This window comes from Nonomuraea sp. NPDC050227 (assembly GCF_044459705.1).
Classification (GTDB): Bacteria; Actinomycetota; Actinomycetes; order Streptosporangiales; family Streptosporangiaceae; genus Nonomuraea.
The window spans coordinates 96,771-118,283 of sequence record NZ_JBITJF010000006.1 but is presented as its reverse complement, the minus strand read 5'-3'; the positions used below and the strand labels follow the sequence as shown (position 1 = coordinate 118,283).

The window sequence follows — 21,513 nt, the reverse complement described above, 5'->3', positions numbered from 1 at the left end:
GCCAGTATCCAGCCATTGTTACGCTCATGACTATGACTGATCGCCGCCTCCTGCTCGTGCACGCCCATCCGGACGACGAGTCGATCGGCACCGGCGCGACCATGGCCAAATACGTCGCGGAAGGCGCCCACGTCACGCTGGTGACCTGCACGCTGGGGGAGGAGGGGGAGGTCATCCCCGCCGACCTCGCCCACCTGGCGGCCGACCGCGACGACCTGCTCGGGCCGTACCGGATCGGGGAGCTGGCGGCGGCCTGCCAGGCGCTCGGCGTCGAGGACCACCGCTTCCTCGGCTCGCCCGGACGCTGGCGCGACTCCGGCATGATGGGCGTCGCGACCAACGACCGTCCCAACGCCTTCTGGCAGGCCGACCTCGACGAGGCGGCCGGCGAGCTGGTCAAGGTCATCCGCGAGGTGCGCCCGCAGGTCCTGGTGACCTACGACGCCAACGGCTTCTACGGCCATCCCGACCACATCCAGGCCCACCGGGTGGCCCGCCGCGCCTTCGAGCTGGCCGCCAAGCCCGACTACGTCCCGGGCGGCCGGCCCGCCCCGCGCCAGGACGAGCCGTGGCAGATCGCGAAGTTCTACCACACGGCCGTGCCCAGGTCCGTCATGCGGCGCACGGCCGAGGCGCTGCCCGGCTCCGGCACCGGCTTCCTCGTCGAGGACGTCGACGACATCCCCTTCGGCAGCCCCGACGAGGACATCACCACCGAGATCGACGCCCGCCCCTGGGTCGGCAACAAGCGGGAGGCCATGCGCGCCCACGCCACCCAGATCACCGTCGACGGCCCCTGGTACGCCCTGTCCAACAACATCGGGCAGGAGGTGCTCGGCGTGGAGCACTTCGTCCTGGCCATCGGCGTGCCCGGCCGGCCGGTGCCCGGGCCGCCGGTCGACGCCGGTGGGCTCGGCGAGCCGCACAACCGCGAGAACGATCTCTTCGCGGGCATCCACTAACCTCGTTCCCCATGGAACATCGCAGCCAGGCGGAGTCGGCGCTGGGCGGGGCGGCGTACGGCATGCTGTTCGTGCTGGGTGTCGTGCTCGGCGTCGTCGGCGGGTTCACGCACGCGCTCGACCAGCTGGGCGCCGTTCCGTGGGTGGCGATCGGGTGGGTGCTCGCGCTGTTCCTCCTTCCGCTGGGGGCGGCCAGGCTCATGCGGACGAAGCTCGCCGCGTTCGCGGTCGGGCTCGGCTGGCTGCTGGTGACGATGCCGTTCACGCTCGAACTCAGTGCCGGAGATCTGGTGATCTCTCAGGGTGCGGCGGGGTACGTCTACCTGTATGGCGGATTGCTGGCTCTCGTGGTGGCGTTCCTGTGCTCGCCCTCATCCGGTGGGGGTTCGTGGTTGTTGCGGGGATACCCACCTCCAAAGAATCCGACGTAGAGGCATAAAGTAACGTCGTGCATTCCATAGAGCGGCATGTGGACCCGGGAAACTACCGTAAGGTCGTCGGCCGCTTCGCCACGGGAGTCGCGATCGTCACGACCCGGCTCGGCGGTGTGGACCACGCGATGACCGTCAACTCCTTCACGTCGGTGTCGCTCGACCCCCTGCTCGTGCTCTTCTGCGCCGAGAAGGTGGCCCGTTTCCACGACGCCGTGATCGAGGCCGGGGTGTGGGGCGTGTCGGTGCTGCACGCCTCGATGGAGGACGCCTCCCGCTTCTTTGCCCACCGCGGCCGTCCGCTGAACGGGCAACTGGCCCGGTGGGAGCACCATCGCGGGGAGTCGGGAGTGGCCCTGTTCACCGGCGCCCTGGCCACGGTCGAGGTCGCCACGACCGCGGTGTACGACGGCGGCGACCACTCCATCGTGCTCGGCCGGGTGACGGCCCTCGGCACCCCCGCGGACGGCTCGCCGCTGCTTTACCACGACGGCCGCTACAAGAACCTCTGACGCCGCGGCTACGCCTGCCCGGTGCGGCGGTCGTGCCGGTCGAGGGCGGCGACCAGGAGCGCCCGCGCCGACGAGCACATGGTCTCGACCGCCTGTTGCCGGGGGTATCCGGCGATGTCGGTGAGCCAGACCAGCGACTCGATGCCGGTCGCAGCGCGGATGGCCACCGCCAGGTGGTGGAGGTCCAGGCCGGGGTGGGTGTCGCGGAGCGGGGCGAGGGCGTCCTCGATCCAGCCGATGGCCCGGCCGCCGCGCAGGTGCGGCTGTTCGGCGCCCGGTCGCAGGGACAGGCGCAGCGAGGCGCGCAGCTGTGGTTCCCAGTCGAGGGTGAGCCGGGTGAAGGCGGTCATCACCAGGTCCAGGCGCGCCACGGGGTCGGCGGGCGGGTCCGGGGGGAGCAGGGAGGTCTGCTCGATCCGCGGGTGCGCGGCGGTCAGCAGGCGGCGGGCGGCCTCGACCAGTCCATGAGCGCCGATCCAGTGGTCACGAACCCCGGTCTGTACACGGTGATCTTCGAGAACGAACGGGTCAGGGTGCTGCGCTACCGCGACCGGCCCGGCGACTCGACCAGCCCGCACGGCCATCCCGACAGCGTGATGGTCACGTTGTCGTCCTTCAGCCGCCGCCTCACCTCGGGCGCGCGAGAGGTCGAGCTGGACCTGGAGGCGGGGCAGGCGCGGTGGGTCGGCGCGCAGGAGCACGCGGGGCGGAACATCGGCGACACCGAGTCGCATGCGATCTTCGTCGAGCTCAAGGAAGGGCCGGGCGGCGTTCCGCCCGCAGCGCCGCTCGGTCCCGCTCTGTGAGGTGACCGGCCGGGTTCAGAACTCGCGGAAGCCCGGGCCCAGGGCGCGTACCGACCAGCCTTCGAGGCTCTGCCACTTGGCCCAGTCGCCGTTGGGCTCGTGCTGCCAGGAGTGCACGGGGCTGCGGCCGTCCGAGGCGATCACGATCGTCTCCAGCCTGCCGTCGTGGTTCTGCCCGACGGTGGGGAAGGTGCCCAGCGGGCGGTGCCAGTCGTTCTCCAGCCCTCCGTCCGCGAGCGGTTCCCACTGCGACCAGCCGCCCTCGTGCCGCTGCCAGCTGTGCCACAGGCGGGTGTCCTGGCCGCGGGCGAAGACCTCCAGCCGGCCGTCCTGGTTGCGGACCACGGTCATGGCGCGCTCCTCAGGAGGTCTCGGCCGGACGGGTGCCGCTGCTGCGACGCTCCTCGTCCGCGTCGGCGGCGGTGGGGACGGCCCGCTCGCGCGGCGGAAGCGGCTGCGTGGTGTAGAAGCGGATCTCGTGGCCGTCCGGGTCGTGCAGGCCGGGCAGGATCCAGCCGATGGTCGCCTCGTGCACGCCGGCGTGGCTGTCGCCGAGCGTGGTCAGGTGAGCGGCCAGTTCCTCGATGGCCTGCTTGTCCGGGACGCCGATGGCGAAGTAGTCGAAGCCCGCGGCGGCCCTGGCCCGGTCCGGGTCCAGCCGCAGCGCCAGTACGGGACCGCCGGCCGGATGGGCGAGCGCGTAGCCCATCGGCACGCCCTCCTCGACGAACTCGATGTCGATCTCGTACCCGAACCGGGAGCGGTACCAGGCCAGGGAACGGTCCAGGTCGGTGACCGGGAGCTTGAGGTGGTGCACGCCGTCCAGGCGCGGGAGGTGCGACACGGCAATCCCCTCCTTGCAGTTGCACTGCATCGATGCAGTTATACTGCATTTTATGTCGGAGCCCGTCAAGCGTGATCTGCGCGCCGCCCGCATCGCCGCCACCGAGGAGAAGATCCTGACCGCCGCCACCGAGCTGTTCCTCCGCAACGGTTACGCGGCCACCACCCTGACCGCCGTCGCCCAGTCCGCCCAGGTCGGGGACCGTACCGTCTACCTGCGCTTCGGCACCAAGGCCGCGCTGCTCAAACGCTGCGTCGACGTCGCCTTCGCCGGTGACGGGGCCGCCGTCGACATCACCGGCCGCGACTGGTACGTCCGCGCCGGCACCGCCCCCACCGCCGAGGAGCGCATCGCCGCCCTGGCCGGGGGCAGCCGCCAGATGGCCGAACGCGCCGGCGACCTGCTGGCCGTCGCCCTGCAGGCCGCTCCCACCGAGCCGGACCTGGCCGCCGCCACCCGGGCCGGGCGCGAGGCCACCCGCGCGAACATGCGCGCCTTCTGGGACAAGATGGCCGCCGACGGGCTTCTGGCGGGCGGGCACGATCTCGACTGGCTGACCGACACCACCGCCGTCCTGGTGCACGCGGAGACGTACCTGCTGGGGCGGGAGATGCTGAGCTGGGACGCCGACGCCTACGAACGCTGGCTGACCGAAACCCTCACCCGCCTGCTGACCCCCACCCCACCACCCCACCCCACAAACGCCCCGCACTGACCGACCCGGGGCGTACCCGGTCACGAGCCGGAGGGATGGGAGCGGTGGCGCGGCGTCCCTACGGGGTTGGCGGGCTGGTTCAGCGGTGGTGCGGCGTCCCGGATGTGAGAGGGCCGTTGCGGTGGGTTGTGGGGCAGAAGGACATGATTCAGGCCAGGCGCTGGGGCCTGGCCTGAATCATGCGTTGTGTCGGTCGGGGGTTACTGGGTGGGGGGCTCCGGCGGGGTGGGGGTGCCGGTGGGGGTGCCGGTGTCCGTGGAGGTCGCGGTCGGGGTCGGGGTCGGGGTCGGGGTCTCGGAGGGGAGATCCGTGGGCGGCGCGCACGTCGGGATGTCCGTCGGGACGTCCGTGGGGACGTCGGTCGGGGCGCCGGTGGGGGTGTCGGTCGGGATGTCCGTCGCGGTCGGAGTCGGAGTCGGAGTCGGGGTGGGGGTCGGGGTGTCGCTCGCCGGTGGGGCGGGGGCCTGGGCCGGGGCGTCCGGGACTTCCGGGGATTCCGAGACCGAGGGCGACGGCGTGGCGGTCGGCGGTTCGGACGGCGGAAGCGGGGTCGTCGGCGGGGCGGGCTGACAGGTGTACGTCACCGTCTCCGTCGGCCCCGGCACGGTCACCGTCGGACCGGGCACGGTCACGGTCGGGCCCGGCTGGGTCACCGTGGCGGTCACCGTGGCCTGCTCGGTCACCGTGGACGTCACGGTCGCCGTCGCGCTCGGCGCGGCCGTGGCGGTCGGCGTGGCGGTCGGCGAGACCGTCACGGTGCGGGTCGGCCAGGGGAGCGGCTTGACCTTGACGGCCGGCTTGCCCCTCGCCTTGTACGTGCCCTTGCCCAGCTTCTTCGTGGTCTGCCCGGCCCCGGTGGTGACGGGGAACTGGGCGGTGGCGCTCCTGCAGGACTGGCTCCTGCACACCTTCTGCTTCACGGTGAAGCGGGCCGCTCCGTCGTACTTGACGGACACATTCAAGTACGAGACGCCCTTCTTCTTGACCACCTTCGTCGTGGCGGTGTAATCCCCGACCGAGGGCGTCGCCGTGGGCGTCGCCGTCGGGGTCGCGGCGACGGGTAACGCCACCTGCGCGCCGGAAGGAGAATCGGTGGAACGTAGGGGATCGGTGGCTGATGTCTGGGTGATCGCGACTCCGCCGGCTCCGGCCAGTGCAACAGCGCCGAGCAGCGCGCCCAGGATGGAGAATCTCATAATCCTGCTCTTGTGGGAGATTTCAGGACGCAGATCATTATTCCGACTTGTCAAGATTGGTCAAGACTGAGACGCATGAACAGGCGCTATCGGTTCCGGCGGGCGGTGAACTATGTGAACCTCGCCACCCCGCTCGGCCTCCTCATCTCGATCGTCGGCGGCGCGGCCCGCCGGCCCGGCCCCGACGGGCTCATCCTCGCCTTCGGCTACCGCTACCGCTTTCCCGTCGCGGGCGCGTTCACGGTGGGGAACGTCGTCCTGACCAGGCAGGACGAGCTGGACGACCGGCTCATCCGGCACGAAGCACGGCACGCCACCCAGTGGGCCTGCTGCGCCGGACTGCCGATGCTCCCGCTCTACCTGCTGGCCATGCTCGTGTCGGTGGTCGTGTGCGGGCATCAGGCGTCGTACAACGTGTTCGAGCGGCTGGCCGACCTGGACGACGGTGGTTACCCGCGCGCGCCCGTGTGGTGGCGGCGGCGACGGCATAACGGCTGACCCATTACCCCGGCCTCAATGTTTCGCCTGGCCGAGGCGGGGGCTGAACCGGCCCAGCGCGACCGCCGCGATGGCCAGGGCCGAGATCGCCCCGGCCGACAACACCGACGCCGTGGATGGCCCCACGACCGCCACCCCCGCCACGGCCAGGCCGGACACCAGCGCGGCTACCGCGACGTACGCCCAGGTGGCCAGGCGTACGGCTCGCAGCCGCGCGCCCTCGGACGGGAGCGTGCGGGACAGCAGCCAGGACAGGGCCGGCAGGAGGAGCACCCCGTGCATGAGCACGGCGTGGGCCGGTTTGAGCGCGGTGGCCACCGTGTAGGCGAGCTGCTGGTTGCCCGTCATCACCGCCACGACGCCACGGGCGATCATCACGCCGCCGAAGACCATGGACGCCAGCAGCGTGGCGAAGCCGGCCCGTACGGCCAGACGGGTGCTCGGGGCGACCTCCGGCGCCGGGCGGAAGGCGGCGATCGTCATGGTGATCGCGAGGACGATGAGCGTGATGCCGAACGCGGCCAGCGTGCGGGCGATGGCCGTGTCGAGGGGGGTCTCCATGTTGAAGTGGGACGGCACCCCGCGCCACGCCTGAAGGGTGATCAGCGCCACCTCGACCGTGGAGGCCGCCGCGAACGCCCCGAGGACGAACGTGCGGGCACGCAGCCGTAACCACTGGGACACCCAGGTCAGGGTCAGCACGCTCAACCCGAACGACACCCCGAACGTGAACGGCTTGCGCCACGACACGGCCCCCTCCCACGGGCCGCCGGCCACGACGAGCACGCCCAGGTGCGCCAGGCCCACGAGCAGGAGGAAGATCCCGACGGAGTACCAGAGGCGATCGGAGTACCGGAGGCGAGTCATGCGGCCATGCTGACAGCGGCCGGGGCCCGGCGCGTCGGACCACGGTCTGGCCTTCGACTACACCCACGGTCGTACGCCGGGCCCGCGCAGGTCCTCCCGCCCCCTGGAGGCCGGGACGTGGCCCCGGGGTCAGGGGGTGAGGGTGAGGGTGTGGACGGCGGCGTTCTTCACCGACTCGGGCTTGGAGTACATCGGGAGCAGATCGCCCCGCGCCCACGCCTCGGCCTGGTCCCAGTAGTTGTCGTGGAAGGCGTGCCCCGAGGCGCCCGTCAGGTTGATCCAGCGGGACTTGTCCAGGTCCGCCAGGTCGACGACCATGCGCATCGACGGCACCGCCGTGACCCCGTACCCCTTCTGCACGTTCCACCCGGTCGCGTTCACCGCGTCCTTGTTCCCGGGCACGGCGAACGGGCCGCGGTTGAACAGCGCCTCCACGGGCGCGAGGCCCGACGTGCCGAGCGTGCCGTTGACCAGTTCGAGCTGGTGCAGGTCGCCCCACTTCCAGGACCTGACGTCGGTGCCGAACAGCTCCGACAGCTCGTGGTAGGCCGAGGCCATCGCCTGCCGCAGCATGTCGTCGCGGGTCTCGGTGAGGTTCTTGGTGGTCACGTCGTCCCAGAAAGGGTCGTCGGGGGCGGTGAGCAGGTTGGCGACCACGTCGTACCAGCGGTCGCCGCCACCGGGCCACACCTGCTCGGGCAGGTCGTCGTCGAACGTGAGCATGAGCAGGTGCCGCCACACCGCGTTGTAGTAGGCGGCGGGGGCGGAGTCGAGCCCCTGGGAGTGGTCCCACGTGCGCAGCAGTTCGCGGGCCTGGCGGGCGGGACCGGCCAGGTCCACCCGCAGCAGCGCGGGCACCAGCGTTTCGGCGAACTCGTTGGAGGTGTCCTGCTGGATGTCCGACATCGTCCCGGCGTCGATCTTGCCCTTGGCGATCGCGGACTCGATGAGCTCGCGGATGCGCTGGGAGCGGTAGCCGTAGGACCAGTCCTTGGTCAGCAGCGGCTGGTAGCGGCGGGGGTCGATGACGGCGTTGTTCGCCGTGACGACGAACCCCTCGGCCGGGTCCTCCACCGTGGGCAGCTGGTCGTAGGGGATGGGCGCGGCCTTCCAGTCGTACTCGCCGGTCCAGCCGGGCACCGGCCAGGCGCCGTCGCCCTTCTCCCGTACGGGGATGCGCCCGGGCGCCTGGTAGCCGATCTTGCCGCTGGTGTCGGCGTAGATCAGGTTCTGGGACGGCACCTCGAACAGCGCCGCCGCCGAGCGGAACTCGGGCCAGTCGCCCGCCTTGTTGAGCGCGAAGATCGCGTCCACGGTCCTGCCGGGGGTGAGGGCGGTCCATTGCAGGGCCACGGCGTTCGCCTCGCCGCTCGGCCGGGCGTCCGCCATCACCTCGTTGATCAGCGGGCCGTGCCGGGTGCTCTTCACGGTGATCGTGACGGGGTCGCCGCCGGCGACCTTGATCTGCTCCTGCCGCGTCTCGAGCTTGACCTGCTCGCCCTTGTACAGGTACGTGTCGCCGTCCACCTTCTCCAGGAAGAGGTCAGCCACGTCCGGCCCGAGGTTCGTGAACCCCCACGCGATCTTGTCGTTGTGCCCGATGATCACGCCGGGCACGCCGGAGAAGGTGAACCCCGTGACGTCGTACGGGCACTGCTCGGACAGCTTCCTGCAGTGCAGCCCGGCCTGGTACCAGACGGACGGCATCTGCGGGGACAGGTGCGGGTCGTTGGCCAGCAGCGGCTTGCCGCTGGTGGTGTGCGCGCCGGAGACCACCCACGAGTTGGAGCCGATGCCCTCGCGCTCCTCGCTGCTCATCGTGCTCGGCACGGCGTCGAGCGTCGCGGCGGCCTGGGAGAGCGCGCGCACGCCGCCGGTCCGCGGCTCGGCCTGCTGGTCGTAGCGGCCCTGGGAGAGCGCGCCCTGGCCGACGATCGGGGAGTGGCGGTCGTACGGGTAGCCGGGGTAGAGCTGCTCGACGCGCTCCTTGGGCAGCTTGGTCAGCGCCAGGGCGCGGTCGATCTCGTCCTCCATGTTGGAGCGCAGGTCCCACGCCATGGCCTTCAGCCAGGCGACGGAGTCGACCGCGGTCCACCGCTCCGGCCGGTACTCGCCGTTCTGCAGCTTGAGCACCGAGTATTCGAGGCTGCGGTCGGAGGCGTTGGGGTTGGCGTCCAGCCAGGCGTTCACGCCCTTGGCGTACGCGGCCAGGAAGTCCTGGGTCTGCCGGTCGAGGGCGGGCAGCTCCTGCTCGGCCACCCGGCGCCAGCCCATGGTCCGCAGCGCCTTGTCGTTGCCGAGCGTGGCCTTGCCGAACAGCTCGGAGAGCCGTCCGGCGGTGGTGTGGCGGCGGAAGTCCATCTCGAAGAACCGGTCCTGGGCGTGGACGAAGCCCTGCGCCATGAACAGGTCGGCCGCAGTGTCGGCATAGATATGCGGAATCCCCGATTTATCGCGATAAATCTCGACCTTCCCGGCCAGACCGGGCAGCCGCAGCGTCCCGTCCACCTGCGGGAACGACTTCCGCACCGTGTACACCAGGACCCCGGCCAGCACGAGCGCCAGCACGAGAAGCACGGTCAACACCCGGGCGAACCACCGGAAAGGCCACGGCATCCACGCAAAGGGTCTCACCGATACCTCCATCTTGCCGAACTGGAACAAGTCTGGCAGTACCGGCTCACTGCTCCAGCCGTTTCAGACGGCCGGAGCGGCCTCGCGCGGAGGGCTCCCGATCAGAGAGCCCAGCTCTGCCCCTCCGGGGTGTCGGTGACGCGAACCCCCAGGTCGGCCAGCTCGTCCCGGAGCCGGTCGGCCGCCGCCCAGTCGTTGGCCGCCACCGCCCGCTCCCGCTGCGCCAGCAGCTCGCCGGCCCCGGCGGGCGGCACCCGCGGCTTGCCGATCTCCGTGGACAGGTCGAGCGCCAGCACCTGGTCCAGGTGCAGGAACGTCTCGAACTTCGACCCGGGCGCCACCGACTCGTCCAGCTCCAGCTCCCGCAGGACGGCCAGCGCCGCCGGGGTGTCCAGGTCGTCGTCGAGGGCCGCCCCGACGCGCTCGGCGTACGACGCGGCCATGGGCGCGCTGGGCGACTCCGACCACTCGGCCACCCGCGCCCGCCACCGCCGCACCGTGCGGTCGGCGGCCCGCAGGACGTCCCAGGAGAGGTCGAGCCGCTCCCGGTAGCGGTGCCCGAGGAAGGCCAGGCGCGCCGCCAGCGGGTCGAGCCCGGCCGCCACCACGTCGGACAGCAGCACCGCCTCGCCCGCGGACTCCGCCATCTCGCGCCCGTCGAACAGCGGGCGCTCGCCGTGCACCCAGTGGCGCACCACCTCGTGGCCGGTCGCCGCGTCCGACTGGGCGCGCTCGGCCTCGTGGTGCGGGAAGCACCGGGCGGCGTCGCCGACGTGCAGGTCGATCCGTTCGCCGAGGAAACGCAGCGACAGCGCCGAGCACGCCACGTGCGGGCCGGGCAGGCCCCGGCCCCAGGGCGCGTCCCGGCCCTGGTCGCCGTCGGCGGGCCGCCACAGGGCCCAGTCGGCGTGGAAACGCCGGTGCGGATCGGCGGCGACCGGGTCGGCGGGCTTGAGGTCGTCCAGGCCGGTGCCGGAGATCTCGCCGTACGCCGGGAACGTCCGTACGTCGAAGTACACCGAGCCGTCCGGCGCCGGGTAGGCGTGCCCGCGCTCGACGAGCCCGGCGATCAGCTCGATCATCAGGTCGACCGTCTCCCCGGCGCGCGGCGCGTGCTCCGGCGGCCGCAGGTTGAGCGCGGCCGCGTCGTCGACGAACGCGTCCTCGTGAGCGCGGACCGTCCCCCCGGCCTCACCGTCGGGACGCCCGAGGTCGGCGACGTGCCGGCAGGCCACGACCCGGGTACGCCGCCCCTCCAGGACCCTCCTGACCAGGTCGGACAGCACGTACGTGCGCAGGTCGCCCAGATGGACGCGGCGGTGCAGCGCCGGCCCGCACGTGTACACGCGCACCGCCCGCCCGCCCGAGATCTCCTCGACCTGCCTGGCCCGGGTGTCGTGGATCCGCAACATCACCCGAGCCTAGCCCTCAGCCGCCGAGGAAGCCGAGGATGTCCCGGTCCCCGCGCTCGCGCAGCCGGGCCAGCACCTCCTCGCGGGTGGCCGTGTCGGGCAGCCCGATGCGGGCCCCGATCAGCCGCAGCCCCTCCATCTCGGAGTGCACCGGTGCGGTGTAGCCGATGAGGTAGAGCGCACGGTTCAGCGGCGGCATCGCCACGGCGGCCGCGGGCAGGTAGCGGGTCAGCAGCTCGCCGCCGTCGGAGACGGTCAGGAACACGTGGTCGCCCTCGCTCGCCTTGAAGTCGGCCAGCACGTTGCGGATCGACCCCATGGTCGGCTGGTTGTGCCAGCTGATCACCACGTCGCCAGATGGCGTCGAGGCGGTCAGCGACCCGCCGGGAGCCATGCCCAGGTAGGCGGCGAACCCGGTCGGCAGGGGCGAGCCCGACCCGCGCAGGTGCTCGGCGTTGACGTCCACGCGGTGCCACCACCGGCCGTCGCGGGAGCGGAAGCTGCGCCGCGTCTCCGAGACGTCCTTGCGCGGCTGGTACGGCTCCGACTCCCCGGTCGGCGACGTTCCGGCCACCCTGATCCAGCCCCGCTGCGTGCGCTCGAACCCGGGGCCGCCCGAGTAGGCGCGCACCGAGCTCTCGCTCACGTCGTAGCGGGAGGTCAGGTTCGTCACGATCGTGCTCACCGAGGCCTCGCCGCCGGCTCGCTCGATCTCCCTGGAGATCATCTCCCTGATGCCCAGGTACTCGTCGCCGCCCCACCTGGTCAGCCCGTACTTGTTCCGGTCCACCCGGCGGAAGCGCTCGTCGGCGGTGAGCTGGTTGCGGATGCCGACCAGGCTGTAGTCCTCGCCGATGCGTTCCTGGATCTCCTCGGGCGACAGCGGCGTGCCCGCCACCGCCAGCACCGCCTCGGCCTTCTCGTTGATGCTGCGCGGCCAGGGCACCACGTGCCGGCCGAGCACCCGAAGCTGCGGCACGGCGAGGATCCACCGCTCGGCGACGTCCTCGCGGACGCCGAGCTGGGCCACCATGGACACCGCCTCGTCGAGCGGCCGCGGCCCGTCGGTGAACAGCTGCCGCGTCTTCTCCCGCAGCTCGTCGGCCCCGCCGGAGACCAGCCACCCGTCGGCCTGCTCGTAGCCGGTCAGCAGCGTGCGGACGAACCGCCACGCGGGGATGCCCAGCGTGCGCAGGTCGCCGCGGTGCCACGGCACGGCGGCCGCGAGGTCGTCGGCCGGGACCGCCGACCCCAGCCTGCCCCTCAGCCACGTCACGTGCGCCACCAGCCCCGCCGCCTCAGGCGAGCCCAGCCAGGCCTCCACGTGGTCGCGCAGGTCCCGCTCGATCTGCCTGATCCGCTCGCGGGTGACCGAGAAACGCTGCGCCAGCTCGTCGAGCGTGGCGCGCTGCGCCGCGTAGAGCCGGTCGCGGGCGATGGCGCGCTGCCGGTCGTCGAGCGCGGCGAACACCGCGTCGATCAGCTCGGGAAGGGGTTTGTCGGGCCGGGCCGGGACGGGCAGGGCGGCGGGCGCGGGTTCGAGCAGCCGCTCGAACACACCGGTGAACAGCTTCTGCACCACGTCCTTGCCCAGAGACTCCGGCGTGCGCTCGGCCTCGGCGGGGTCGGAGAAACGCAGCAGCGGCAGGATGTCGCCGAGCAGCAGGTGCCCCCAGCAGGCCACGGCCAGATCGGCCAGGTGGCCCGCCACGGTCTGCGTCCCGACGATCGCGCACGCGCGGTCGAGGGGGATCGCCTGCCACCAGGCCTCGGGCAGCTGGGGCTCCTCCACGATCGGCGCGATCTGACCAGGGGAGGTCCAGCGCAGGGGTGGCGCGAGGTCGCTCAGGCTGAGGTTCATTGAGGTCCAACCGGCAAAGGGAAGATATCCGCAGTTCAGACTATGTGATCAGGGGGACAGAAATGGGCTCCCCCTTCCGGAATGCGAGATATAGAGCATCGTTCGGGCCCGTGTGCAGGCGACGAACAGTATGCTCCGCTCGCGTTGCAGCGCCCGAGCCCGCGCGGCCGGCTCCGCGGGCAGCGGCCCGGGCACCACGCCCTCCGCCACGCCGACGAGCGCCACCCGTTCGAACTCCAGGCCCTTCAGATGCTGGAAGGTCGCCACGCGCACGTCCAGCCCGTCCAGCGCCTCCCGGGCGGCCCGGACCAGCGTGGGGGTGCGCGCCCCGACGGCGATCTCGCCCTCCGGCACGCCGTCCGCCAGCCAGCCGCCGACCGTGGCCCGCAGCCCGGCCAGTTCGGACTCGGGTGTGTCGTACGCCCGGACCACCGGCCGCCGGCCGTTGTGCGTGGCGCGGTAGCCGAACAGCTCGGCCACGCCCTTGACCAGGCCGTTCGCCGGGCCGCCGCCGCGCAGCCGGACCACGTAGGACAGGATCTCCTGCGGCAGCCGGTAGGAGATCCGCAGGTCGTGCTGGACGGCCGGGATGCCCACCGCGCCGAGCGCCACCCGCGTGTCGGTCACCCGCTGGTGCGGGTCGCCCACCACGAACAGGTCGTCGTGCGCGTGCGGCGCCGCCGCCCGCAGCAGCCGCCACTGCGCCGGGCTGATGTCCTGCGCCTCGTCCACCACGATGTGCCGGTACGGCTTGCGCCCCGGCTCCACGTCGTCCAGCAGGTCGCCGGTCGTGATCGACAGCAGCCTGATCGCCTCGTCGGTGAGCTGGGCCAGCGACCGGGCCCCCGGGCCGACCAGGGCGGGACGGCGTCCCTCCGCGTCGGCGACGATCCGCACGGCCAGGCGCTCGGCGTTGTCCACCTCGACGCGCTTGCGCACGGTCTCGTCGTCGATCAGCACGTCCAGCCGGCCGGCCAGCTCCTCGGCCAGGCTCTGTGAGAACGTCACCAGCAGCACCGGGCCGCTGCCCCGCGCCGCCAGGTGGGCCGCCCGGTGCAGGGCGATGATCGTCTTGCCGGTGCCCGCGCCGCCCACCACCAGCACCGGCTGCTCGTACCGTCCGGCCCTGGCCAGCCGGTGCTGCGTCGGGTGCAGGAACGTGCACCAGTCCGGGGCCCCGAGCACCCGGTCGAGCTCCACCTTGTCGGCGGCGAACACCGCGCGGTCCGGGCTGCGCAGCAGCGCCGCGTGCAGGTCGTCGGGGTCGATCGCGCCCGTCTCCTCGTCGCGGGCGCGCCAGTTGTCCAGCTCCCGCCACGCCTCCGACAGCGTGCCGCCCCTGGCCAGGACGGCCAGCGGCGCGTACTGGGTGGGCGGCAGCAGCGGTTCGAGCGCGGCCACGTCGGCCTCGGTGGAGATCAGCCGGACCAGGGGCAGCGCGTGCACGTCGATGCCGAGCGCGAGCAGGTCGCCGTCGCAGATCTGCTCGAACAGCCGCGAGGGGCGGGCCGACCTGCGTAAGGCGGGCTCGACCCGGTCCAGAGTCTCGGCGTCCCACTCCTCGACGACGCCGATCACGGGGTTGACGCCGTACCGGTGACGCTGGGCGTACGACCACGCCTCCGGATCGGGCCGCACGGCGAGCAGCCAGTAGACGTCGCGCTGCCGGACCACCACGCCGCGATGCCCGTCGGCCAGGCGCAGCGTGGCGACCTTGGCGTCCCGGCAGCCCCGCACCCGCTCGGGGTGCGGGGCTCCGGACACGTTCAGCAGGAACCGGCGCAGCGCGACCACGGCGTCCCTGCGCACCGGCTGAGCCAGTGCGCCGAGCTCCCCTGGAAAGTCAGGGCCGATCGCGAGCCGCGGCACGGGCGGTCAGTCCAAGAGGGCGAGCAGGTCGCGGTCGCCGCGTTCGCGGAGCCTGGTGAGCAGGTCGGGCAGCCCGACGGGGCCGGTGAGCCCGATCCTCGTCGCGATCACTCTGGCCGCCTGGTCCCGGGTGCCGCCCGGCGCCGTGTAGCCGACCAGGCGCAGCGCCTTGGTGATGCTCTCGGCGTTCTGGGCGGCGACCGGCAGGTGACGGGCGCGCAGGACGCCCTCGTCCGACAGCGTGAGGAACAGGTGTCCGCCCTCCTTGGCGCCGACGTCCACGAGCAGACGCTCGATGGACTCCAGCACCGGCCTGCCGTGCCAGGTCATGGTCAGCTCGCCAGCCGCGCTCCTGACCGCCCGGCTCTCGCCGGGGGACAGGCCCAGGTAGGCCGCGAAGCCCGTCGGGAGGGCGCACTCGCCGCCGGCCAGCTGCTCGGCGGTCACGTCGATCCGCAGCCACCAGCGGCCGTCCGGCTGCCGGAAGCAGCGCCTGGTCTGGGAGACGTCCTTGAGCGGCTGGTACGGCTTGTTCTGCTCCGCCCCGCCGTTGCCCTCCGCGGGCGGCGGCGGGACCGGCGTGAACGCCTGGAACTGCGGCGGACCGGGCGGACCGGCCGGAGGCGGCGGCGGTGGCATGGGCGGTGGCGGCAGGGGAGGCGGCGGCTGCATCGCGGCGAACGCCGAGTGCGGCTGCTGGAACTCCACCGGCTGCTGGAACTCCGCCGGCTGGTTCGGCTGCGCGGGCAGCGTGGCCAGCACGAACTGCCAGGCCGGCACCTCCAGCGCGCGGATCTCCCTGGCGTGCCAGTCGGCCGCGCCGATCAGCTGCTCCTTGGGCGCGGCCGGGCCCAGCGTCCTGCGCAGCTCGTCCAGGTGGGCGCGGTACGGCGCGGCCTCCTCGCTGGCCAGCCACTGGTCGAGACGGACGCGCAGCTCCCGCTCGGTGGCGGAGATGTCGGCCGGGGGGACGGCGAACAGCTTGGCCAGCTGGTCGACCGCCGAGGGCTCGTCGGTGAAGACGCGGTTCTGCGCCACGGCCCAGCTCTTGTCGTCGAGCCCGGCGAACGCGGCCTCGATCAGCTCGGACAACTCCTCGCCGCCCTCGGCGGACGCGGCGTGCTCGGCGTCCGCCCCGTCGGGTTCGGCGTGCCCGGCGTCGGCCTCAGGCTCGGCGTGCCTGGCGTCGGCCTCAGGCTCGCGGTGCTCAGCCTCGGCCTCGCGGTGCTCGGCGTGCCTGGCGTCCGCCTCGGGCTCGGCGTGCTCGGCGTCGGCCTCGGAGTGCTCGAAGTCGGCCTCGCGCTCGGGCTCGGCCTCGCGCTCAGGCTCGGTGTCGTGCTCGGGCTGCTCGGCGTGCGCCTCGGGCTCGGCGTGATCGGTGGATGCCTCGGACTGTGCGGCCTCGGCCCGCTCCTCCTCCCGCCCCTCAAGGACCTCAGGGACGTCGGCGGAGCTGTCGAGGTCGGCGGGTTCGCGCCGTTCAGCCTCTTCGTCGTGATCGTCCGTGGAGAAAGGCTCCGGCTCGCCGCCGACCCCCTCCGCCTCCAGGGCGGACGCCTCCGCGGCGGCGGGCTCGGGCGCGGGCTCCTCGGCGGCGTCGAGCACGGGCTCGGCCTCGGGCCGCGGCACCTCCTCGACGACCGGCTCGGAGTCGGCGTCGAGCACCCGCTCGCCGTCACGGCCGGCCGCCTCCCCGACGGCCTCCGCAGCGGCCCCGCCCTCAGGGAACGCGGGCTCGTGGTCGAGCTCCGCCGCCACGACGGCGTCCGCCGGGGCCGCGAGAGCCGCCGGCACGTGCGCCTCGGCCTGCCGCCCACCCGCGTACGGATGCGCCAGCCGGACGAGCACCGCCCCGAACAACGTGTTGAGCACCGGCCGGGCCTGGATGAACGGCTGGTCCACCAGCTCCCGCCCGGTCAGCGAGAGCAGCCCCGTCCACGACCCGGCGCGGTCGAGCGCGATGGCGACGGCGGGTTCGTCGGCCTCGTCCGGGTCCAGGACGTGCAGAGCCGGCAGGACGTCGCCAATGGCGGCGGCCGGCCAGTGCTCCAGCGCGATCTCGGTCAGCAGCTCGCCCAGTGACTCCGGGCCGATGGCTGCGAGCACCAGCGGCATGGGCAGGCTTCGCCACCACGCGTCCGGCAGATCCGGCTGCCCGGTCAGTAGCGTGATCGTCGACGCGTCGCTCCACCTCAACGGTGGAACGAGGTCGCTCAGGCAGAAGTTCATCCCGTTCCGTTCACCAGCCCCTCACGCCGCCGGAGCGGCGCAGCCAACATCTCGCCGCCCACGGAACAGACCATAGTCCGGCAAAACAGCCCTACGCATCATGCACTACGCATCAGCGCCGAACAGCGGCAAAGCGTAGACGCACGTAGTCGGCCATCCAGCCCGTCTCCCTCCGGAGGGCGGGCGCGGCCAGCTCGTTGACCCGTCCGAGCAGGGGGTCCACGATCTCCGGCGGCAGTCCTTCGAGCACGGACGAGGCGAACATGCGCACCCAGTCGGCGGCCCCGCCGGGGCACTCGTCGAGCGGCGTCGGCCGGTCGAAGTACTCCAGCAGCCGGACCACGAAGCCCTCCTGCTCCAGCCGGCGCGCGTACTCGGCGGGAGTGGGGAAGTACCACGGCAGATCGGGCTCGCGCAGGCCGTACTCGCGCCAGGCGGTCAGCATCGCGGCGGTCAGCTCCGCGCAGTTGCCCGCGCCGCCCATCTCCGCGACGAACCGGCCGCCCGGCTTCAGCGCCTCGCGGACGTTGGCGATCACGGTGGCGGGGTCGCGGCTCATCCAGTGGAGTGCCGCGTTGGAGAAGACGGCGTCGTACGGGTCCACCACGGTGAAGTCGTGGCCGTCGCCGATGATGAAGTCGATCCCCGGGTACTGGGCCAGCGCCTTCTCGATCATCGCGGCGGAACCGTCGATGCCCAGGACGTCCGCGCCCCTGAAGGCGATCTGCGCGGTCAGCACCCCGGTGCCGCACCCGAGGTCGAGCACGCGCTCCCCGGGCTGCGGGTCGAGGAGGTCGACCAGCGGCGCGCCCTGGGTGGAGACGTACCCGAAACTGCTGTCGTAGGCGCGACTGTTCCACCGCTCCAAGCTCGGTGCGTCGTATCGCAAGACGATCAGCTCACATTCGTCAGACATCGGGCCCCCGTGGCCGTGCTGTCCGTTCACTTTAGAGCCTGATCGTCTCTACGACATATCAAGTCACAACGGACTCATCCCACGCTCTTGCTCCATTCCCGCTTGAGGTACGCCTTCGCCGCGTCCGTCTGCGGGATCGTCATGAGCACGGGCGGGCCGGCGGCCTTGGGCAGCCGGGCGGCCTGCTCGGTGTCGAGCTTGCCCTTCATGAGCATGGCCTCGCCGCGCGCCGGACGGGCGTAGCCCTTCTGCAGCAGGTTCTGGCCCTCGTCGGAGAACAGGAACTCCTGCCACAGCCGGGCGGCGGCCGGGTGCGGGGCGGTCTTGCTGATCGCCTGGACGTGGTACCCGCCGAACGGCGCGTCGCGCGGGATCGTCACCTCCCAGGAGTCGGCGTGGTCGGCGCTGCGGGCCGCGTTGAGGTGGTCCCAGTCGATGATCACGTTCGCCTTGGCCGGCTCGACGAGCTGCCCGGCCTGCTTGAGCTTGGCGAACAGGTCCACCCCCTGCCTGGCGTCCGGTTTGGCGCCGGCCTTCATGGACGCGGCCATCACGCCGCCGAACGCCGCCGCCGAGCGCAGCGGGTCGCCGTCGAGCGCGACGCGGTAGCCGGGCTTGAGCAGGTCGGCGAAGGAGGCCGGGGCCTTGACCTCGCGCGGGTCGTAGCCGATCGACATGTAGCCGCCGTACGCGCCGTACCAGGCCCCCTTGGGGTCCTTGACGAAGTCGGGCAGGTCCTGCCAGCCCGTCACCTTGTACGGCGCGAACTTGTCGGCCCCGTAGACGGCCATGTCCAGGGTGAGATCGAACACGTCCGGCTTGAGCTGGTCGGCGGCGTCGAGCTCACGCTTGCTGCTGGCGCCCGGCTCCAGCTCGTTGACCTTGATGTCGTACTTGTCGGCGAAGGTGTCGATGATCTCGCCGTAGTTCACCCAGTCGTGCGGCAGGCCGATCACGGTGAGCTGGCCCTCGCGCTTGGCGGCCTCGGCCAGGCGCTCCATCGTGCCGAAGCCCTGCTTCAGCGACGCGGCCCGGACGTTGAGCACCGGAAGGTCCTTGGACCCCTCGGACGTGGACGGCGATGTGGACGCGCCGCATCCGGCGCTGGCGAGAACGGCTGCTACGGCGGCGCAGATACGTACGGTCACACAATGAATACTTACCGTTACTTCGCCCGAGGTCGAGGAGGCGCGACCGGAACGACCTTGGCCGCGACCAGCGATTCCTCGTCGATCTCCACCAAAGTGCCGTCCCGCTTGCGAACGCGCAACACGCCGTCCGTCCAGGATTCGAGCACGCCGACGGCGTCCCGAAAGCCCTCTGGGACGCGCCTTCGAGTGGTGATCCGTGCGCCTATGTCCTGAGTTGTGATCGCGACGACGAGGCGTGCGGCCATGAGTTTGCCACCCTCCGTTTCGGCCAGCTGGCAAGCACGGCAATACTAGGGCGTAGCAAACCGCGGTCAGAGTCATGCCATGGTGCGGAGAAAAAGGAGCTCGAGGTGACCTACGTCATCGCGCAGCCTTGCGTGGACGTCCTGGACAAGGCGTGCATCGAGGAGTGCCCCGTCGATTGCATCTACGAGGGCGAGCGCATGCTTTACATCCACCCCGACGAGTGCGTGGACTGCGGCGCGTGCGAGCCTGTGTGCCCCGTCGAGGCCATCTTCTACGAGGACGACCTTCCCGAGCAGTGGAAGGACTTCTACAAGGCGAACGTGGACTTCTTCGAGGACCTCGGCTCGCCCGGAGGCGCCTCGAAGGTGGGCAAGATCGAGAAGGACCACCCGGTGGTGGCCGCGCTGCCGCCGCAGGGCGAGGACCACTAGCGAGTCGCGTGCGCCGGGGCCGTCCACGTCGGGCGGCCCCCGCGCGCCCGCGTCCGCCGCAGGCGTGTACGGCCCCGAACGACCCTGGAGAACCGTGAACAAGCTGCCCGACTTCCCCTGGGACCGGCTCGAACCGTACAAGGAACGCGCCCTGGCGCACCCCGACGGCATCGTCGACCTCTCGGTCGGCACCCCCGTCGACCCGGTGCCCGAGGCCGTCCAGCAGGCGCTGCGCGATTCGGCGGACAGCCCCGGCTATCCGCTGACCCACGGCACGAAGGCGCTGCGCGAGGCCGCCGCCGGCTGGCTGCGGCGCCGCCACGGCGTCACCGTCGACCAGCAGGACGTCCTGCCGCTGATCGGCTCCAAGGAGTTCGTCGCCTGGCTGCCCACCTACCTCGGCGCCCGGCGGGTGGTCTTCCCCGAGCTGGCCTACCCCACCTACGACGTGGGCGCCCGGCTCGCCGGCGCGACCGCCACCGCCTCCGACAGCACGCTGTCGGTCGGCCCCGAGCACGTCGACCTGCTCTGGATCAACTCCCCGGGCAACCCGACCGGGCGCGTGCTGCCCGCCGAGCACCTGCGCAAGGTGGTCTCCTGGGCGCGCGAGCGCGGCACGGTCGTGGCCTCCGACGAGTGCTACATCGAGCTCGGCTGGGAAGAGCAGCCGGTCTCCATCCTCCATCCCGACGTCTGCGGGGGCTCCCACGAGGGGCTGCTCGCCGTCCACTCGCTCTCCAAGCGCTCCAACCTGGCCGGCTACCGGGCCGGGTTCGTGACGGGCGATCCCGTCCTGGTCAAGCGGCTGCTGGAGACGCGCAAGCACGCCGGCATGCTCATGCCGAAGCCGGTCCAGGACGCGATGACGGTCGCGCTCGGCGACGACGCGCACGCCGAACGCCAGCGCGAGCTGTACTCCGCGCGGCGCGCCGTGCTGCGTCCCGCGCTGGAGCGGGCGGGGTGGACGATCGACCATTCGACCGCCGGTCTGTACCTATGGGCGTCGAATGGGCAGAACGCGTGGGATCAAGTGAGTAAGCTGTCCGAAATCGGGATTTTGGTCGCGCCGGGAGACTTCTACGGATCGGCTGGTGGACGGCACATCCGCGTCGCGATGACCGCCACCGACGAACGCATCAGTGCGGCCGTGCGCCGCCTCCAGTAGGATCGCCCGTCGTAACGCACGGACAAATTGAAAAAAAGGCGTCTGCCGAGACAGACCGCGAGTGGAGCGAGCTGACGGATGAGCATGACCTCCATGGTCGTACTCGGGCTGAGCATCGCCACCGTCCTGTTGTTGCTGGGGGCGTTCCTGGCCACCATGCGGCAGGACAGGAGGGGCCGGTCGAGCGCGCCGCCGCCACCGGCCGAGGTCGCTCCGGTCGAGGCCCCGCTGCCGGCGCCGGTCGAGGCCCCCGGGCATGCCGGCACCGACTACGCCGACCCTCGCACGATCCAGGTCGCCGACCGGATCGAGGTGCACGGCTCCCCCTACCGGGTGCTCGGCGCGATGCACGTCTCCTGGCAGGGCCGGCAGTGGATCGAATACCTGCTGCGCGACGTCGCCCGCCGCCGCCTGTGGCTCTCGGTCGAGGTGCGCGAGGGCAAGGCCGCGGGCGAGGCGTCCCATCTTGAGGTGCTGCTGTGGACCGAGGTGCCGACGCAGGGCATGGTCCCGGCCAAGAGCATGCTGATCATGGAGGGCGTGGAGTTCTTCCCGATCCAGCGCGGCACGGCGGCCTTCAGGAGCGAGGGCGAGACCGGCAACCCCGAACGCGGCCTGCTCGACTTCGCCGACTACCACGCCTCCGACGGCCGTCTGCTCTCCTTCGACCGCATCCAGGGCCATGCCTGGAGCGCCAGCTACGCCCAGCCGCTGCCGCCGGGCTCGATCACCATCGTCACCCGCGCCACCTGACGGCCACCGCGGACG

Annotated in this window: 22 protein-coding genes; 9 read left to right on the top strand and 13 right to left on the bottom strand. The window is 72.0% G+C overall.

The window, feature by feature from the left end:
* Nucleotides 1-32 precede the first annotated feature (32 nt).
* The 3 genes from mshB to ACIBK9_RS24060 are packed head-to-tail and all read left to right on the top strand — an operon-like array spanning nt 33 to nt 1,905.
* Entirely contained in the window at nt 33-962 is a 930-nt protein-coding gene (gene mshB, locus ACIBK9_RS24070) for an N-acetyl-1-D-myo-inositol-2-amino-2-deoxy-alpha-D-glucopyranoside deacetylase (RefSeq protein WP_352325601.1), read from the top strand.
* A gap of 11 nt (nt 963-973) precedes the next feature.
* Nucleotides 974-1,393, top strand: coding sequence for a DUF6113 family protein (locus ACIBK9_RS24065; protein WP_358294410.1), 420 nt, complete (start codon nt 974-976; stop codon nt 1,391-1,393).
* Nucleotides 1,394-1,410: 17 nt separating this feature from the next.
* On the top strand, nt 1,411-1,905 hold the full coding sequence (locus tag ACIBK9_RS24060; RefSeq protein ID WP_397161226.1) for a flavin reductase family protein: 495 nt from the start codon (nt 1,411-1,413) through the stop codon (nt 1,903-1,905).
* A gap of 8 nt (nt 1,906-1,913) precedes the next feature.
* Here ACIBK9_RS24060 and ACIBK9_RS24055 read toward each other — a convergent pair whose 3' ends face one another.
* Complete coding sequence (locus tag ACIBK9_RS24055; RefSeq protein ID WP_397161224.1) at nt 1,914-2,276, bottom strand: hypothetical protein; 363 nt, start codon at nt 2,274-2,276, stop codon at nt 1,914-1,916.
* Nucleotides 2,277-2,327: 51 nt separating this feature from the next.
* Here ACIBK9_RS24055 and ACIBK9_RS24050 point away from each other — a divergent pair, with 51 nt between their 5' ends.
* Nucleotides 2,328-2,711 carry a hypothetical protein gene (locus ACIBK9_RS24050; RefSeq protein WP_397161222.1) on the top strand — a complete coding sequence of 128 codons (384 nt, stop codon included), beginning with the start codon at nt 2,328-2,330 and terminating at the stop codon, nt 2,709-2,711.
* Nucleotides 2,712-2,726: 15 nt separating this feature from the next.
* Here the strand turns inward: ACIBK9_RS24050 and ACIBK9_RS24045 are convergent, their stop codons facing one another.
* Nucleotides 2,727-3,062 (bottom strand): hypothetical protein, encoded by a 336-nt coding sequence (locus ACIBK9_RS24045; RefSeq protein WP_397161220.1) that lies wholly within the window; start codon nt 3,060-3,062, stop codon nt 2,727-2,729.
* 10 nt (nt 3,063-3,072) lie between these two features.
* Nucleotides 3,073-3,555 (bottom strand): VOC family protein, encoded by a 483-nt coding sequence (locus ACIBK9_RS24040; RefSeq protein WP_397161218.1) that lies wholly within the window; start codon nt 3,553-3,555, stop codon nt 3,073-3,075.
* A 52-nt stretch (nt 3,556-3,607) separates the two neighbouring features.
* Here ACIBK9_RS24040 and ACIBK9_RS24035 point away from each other — a divergent pair, with 52 nt between their 5' ends.
* The gene (locus ACIBK9_RS24035; RefSeq protein ID WP_397161216.1) at nt 3,608-4,270 is read left to right on the top strand and encodes a TetR/AcrR family transcriptional regulator; all 663 of its coding nucleotides are present in this window, start codon (nt 3,608-3,610) and stop codon (nt 4,268-4,270) included.
* Between the two features lie 200 nt (nt 4,271-4,470).
* Here the strand turns inward: ACIBK9_RS24035 and ACIBK9_RS24030 are convergent, their stop codons facing one another.
* On the bottom strand, nt 4,471-5,466 hold the full coding sequence (locus tag ACIBK9_RS24030) for a hypothetical protein (protein ID WP_397161214.1): 996 nt from the start codon (nt 5,464-5,466) through the stop codon (nt 4,471-4,473).
* 75 nt (nt 5,467-5,541) lie between these two features.
* Here ACIBK9_RS24030 and ACIBK9_RS24025 point away from each other — a divergent pair, with 75 nt between their 5' ends.
* The gene (locus tag ACIBK9_RS24025) at nt 5,542-5,964 is read left to right on the top strand and encodes a hypothetical protein (protein WP_358294402.1); all 423 of its coding nucleotides are present in this window, start codon (nt 5,542-5,544) and stop codon (nt 5,962-5,964) included.
* A gap of 15 nt (nt 5,965-5,979) precedes the next feature.
* Here ACIBK9_RS24025 and ACIBK9_RS24020 read toward each other — a convergent pair whose 3' ends face one another.
* From ACIBK9_RS24020 to ACIBK9_RS23980, 9 genes are all read right to left on the bottom strand, one after another.
* Nucleotides 5,980-6,831, bottom strand: coding sequence for a hypothetical protein (locus tag ACIBK9_RS24020; protein WP_397161212.1), 852 nt, complete (start codon nt 6,829-6,831; stop codon nt 5,980-5,982).
* 129 nt (nt 6,832-6,960) lie between these two features.
* Nucleotides 6,961-9,447, bottom strand: coding sequence for a penicillin acylase family protein (locus ACIBK9_RS24015; protein WP_397161210.1), 2,487 nt, complete (start codon nt 9,445-9,447; stop codon nt 6,961-6,963).
* 119 nt (nt 9,448-9,566) lie between these two features.
* Nucleotides 9,567-10,877: a cysteine--tRNA ligase gene (locus ACIBK9_RS24010; RefSeq protein ID WP_397161208.1), complete on the bottom strand. Its 1,311-nt coding sequence runs from the start codon at nt 10,875-10,877 to the stop codon at nt 9,567-9,569.
* A gap of 16 nt (nt 10,878-10,893) precedes the next feature.
* The gene (locus tag ACIBK9_RS24005) at nt 10,894-12,738 is read right to left on the bottom strand and encodes a sigma factor-like helix-turn-helix DNA-binding protein (protein WP_352352886.1); all 1,845 of its coding nucleotides are present in this window, start codon (nt 12,736-12,738) and stop codon (nt 10,894-10,896) included.
* Nucleotides 12,739-12,786: 48 nt separating this feature from the next.
* Nucleotides 12,787-14,607, bottom strand: a complete 1,821-nt coding sequence (locus ACIBK9_RS24000) for a UvrD-helicase domain-containing protein (RefSeq protein WP_397161206.1) — start codon at nt 14,605-14,607, stop codon at nt 12,787-12,789.
* Nucleotides 14,608-14,613: 6 nt separating this feature from the next.
* Nucleotides 14,614-16,722 carry a hypothetical protein gene (locus ACIBK9_RS23995; protein WP_397161204.1) on the bottom strand — a complete coding sequence of 703 codons (2,109 nt, stop codon included), beginning with the start codon at nt 16,720-16,722 and terminating at the stop codon, nt 14,614-14,616.
* Nucleotides 16,723-16,948: 226 nt separating this feature from the next.
* On the bottom strand, nt 16,949-17,725 hold the full coding sequence (locus ACIBK9_RS23990) for a methyltransferase domain-containing protein (protein WP_352352883.1): 777 nt from the start codon (nt 17,723-17,725) through the stop codon (nt 16,949-16,951).
* Between the two features lie 101 nt (nt 17,726-17,826).
* Nucleotides 17,827-18,798: an ABC transporter substrate-binding protein gene (locus tag ACIBK9_RS23985; RefSeq protein ID WP_358294394.1), complete on the bottom strand. Its 972-nt coding sequence runs from the start codon at nt 18,796-18,798 to the stop codon at nt 17,827-17,829.
* A gap of 119 nt (nt 18,799-18,917) precedes the next feature.
* On the bottom strand, nt 18,918-19,148 hold the full coding sequence (locus tag ACIBK9_RS23980) for a hypothetical protein (RefSeq protein ID WP_352325366.1): 231 nt from the start codon (nt 19,146-19,148) through the stop codon (nt 18,918-18,920).
* 105 nt (nt 19,149-19,253) lie between these two features.
* Here ACIBK9_RS23980 and fdxA point away from each other — a divergent pair, with 105 nt between their 5' ends.
* From fdxA to ACIBK9_RS23965, 3 genes are all read left to right on the top strand, one after another.
* The gene (gene fdxA / locus ACIBK9_RS23975) at nt 19,254-19,580 is read left to right on the top strand and encodes a ferredoxin (RefSeq protein WP_106240826.1); all 327 of its coding nucleotides are present in this window, start codon (nt 19,254-19,256) and stop codon (nt 19,578-19,580) included.
* Between the two features lie 94 nt (nt 19,581-19,674).
* The gene (gene dapC / locus ACIBK9_RS23970; protein ID WP_397161201.1) at nt 19,675-20,745 is read left to right on the top strand and encodes a succinyldiaminopimelate transaminase; all 1,071 of its coding nucleotides are present in this window, start codon (nt 19,675-19,677) and stop codon (nt 20,743-20,745) included.
* 78 nt (nt 20,746-20,823) lie between these two features.
* Complete coding sequence (locus tag ACIBK9_RS23965; protein WP_352352881.1) at nt 20,824-21,498, top strand: DUF4178 domain-containing protein; 675 nt, start codon at nt 20,824-20,826, stop codon at nt 21,496-21,498.
* Nucleotides 21,499-21,513 lie beyond the last annotated feature (15 nt).

What these genes read in the sequence shown, in the direction of transcription:
- mshB (WP_352325601.1), top strand. Translation starts at nt 33, where the DNA reads ATGACTGATCGCCGCCTCCTGCTCGTGCACGCCCATCCGGACGACGAG.
- ACIBK9_RS24065 (WP_358294410.1), top strand. Translation starts at nt 974, where the DNA reads ATGGAACATCGCAGCCAGGCGGAGTCGGCGCTGGGCGGGGCGGCGTAC.
- ACIBK9_RS24045 (WP_397161220.1), bottom strand. Translation starts at nt 3,062, where the DNA reads ATGACCGTGGTCCGCAACCAGGACGGCCGGCTGGAGGTCTTCGCCCGC.
- ACIBK9_RS24035 (WP_397161216.1), top strand. Translation starts at nt 3,608, where the DNA reads ATGTCGGAGCCCGTCAAGCGTGATCTGCGCGCCGCCCGCATCGCCGCC.
- ACIBK9_RS24030 (WP_397161214.1), bottom strand. Translation starts at nt 5,466, where the DNA reads ATGAGATTCTCCATCCTGGGCGCGCTGCTCGGCGCTGTTGCACTGGCC.
- ACIBK9_RS24025 (WP_358294402.1), top strand. Translation starts at nt 5,542, where the DNA reads ATGAACAGGCGCTATCGGTTCCGGCGGGCGGTGAACTATGTGAACCTC.
- ACIBK9_RS24020 (WP_397161212.1), bottom strand. Translation starts at nt 6,831, where the DNA reads ATGACTCGCCTCCGGTACTCCGATCGCCTCTGGTACTCCGTCGGGATC.
- ACIBK9_RS24015 (WP_397161210.1), bottom strand. Translation starts at nt 9,447, where the DNA reads ATGCCGTGGCCTTTCCGGTGGTTCGCCCGGGTGTTGACCGTGCTTCTC.
- ACIBK9_RS24010 (WP_397161208.1), bottom strand. Translation starts at nt 10,877, where the DNA reads ATGTTGCGGATCCACGACACCCGGGCCAGGCAGGTCGAGGAGATCTCG.
- ACIBK9_RS24005 (WP_352352886.1), bottom strand. Translation starts at nt 12,738, where the DNA reads ATGAACCTCAGCCTGAGCGACCTCGCGCCACCCCTGCGCTGGACCTCC.
- ACIBK9_RS23995 (WP_397161204.1), bottom strand. Translation starts at nt 16,722, where the DNA reads ATGCCGCTGGTGCTCGCAGCCATCGGCCCGGAGTCACTGGGCGAGCTG.
- ACIBK9_RS23980 (WP_352325366.1), bottom strand. Translation starts at nt 19,148, where the DNA reads ATGGCCGCACGCCTCGTCGTCGCGATCACAACTCAGGACATAGGCGCA.
- ACIBK9_RS23965 (WP_352352881.1), top strand. Translation starts at nt 20,824, where the DNA reads ATGAGCATGACCTCCATGGTCGTACTCGGGCTGAGCATCGCCACCGTC.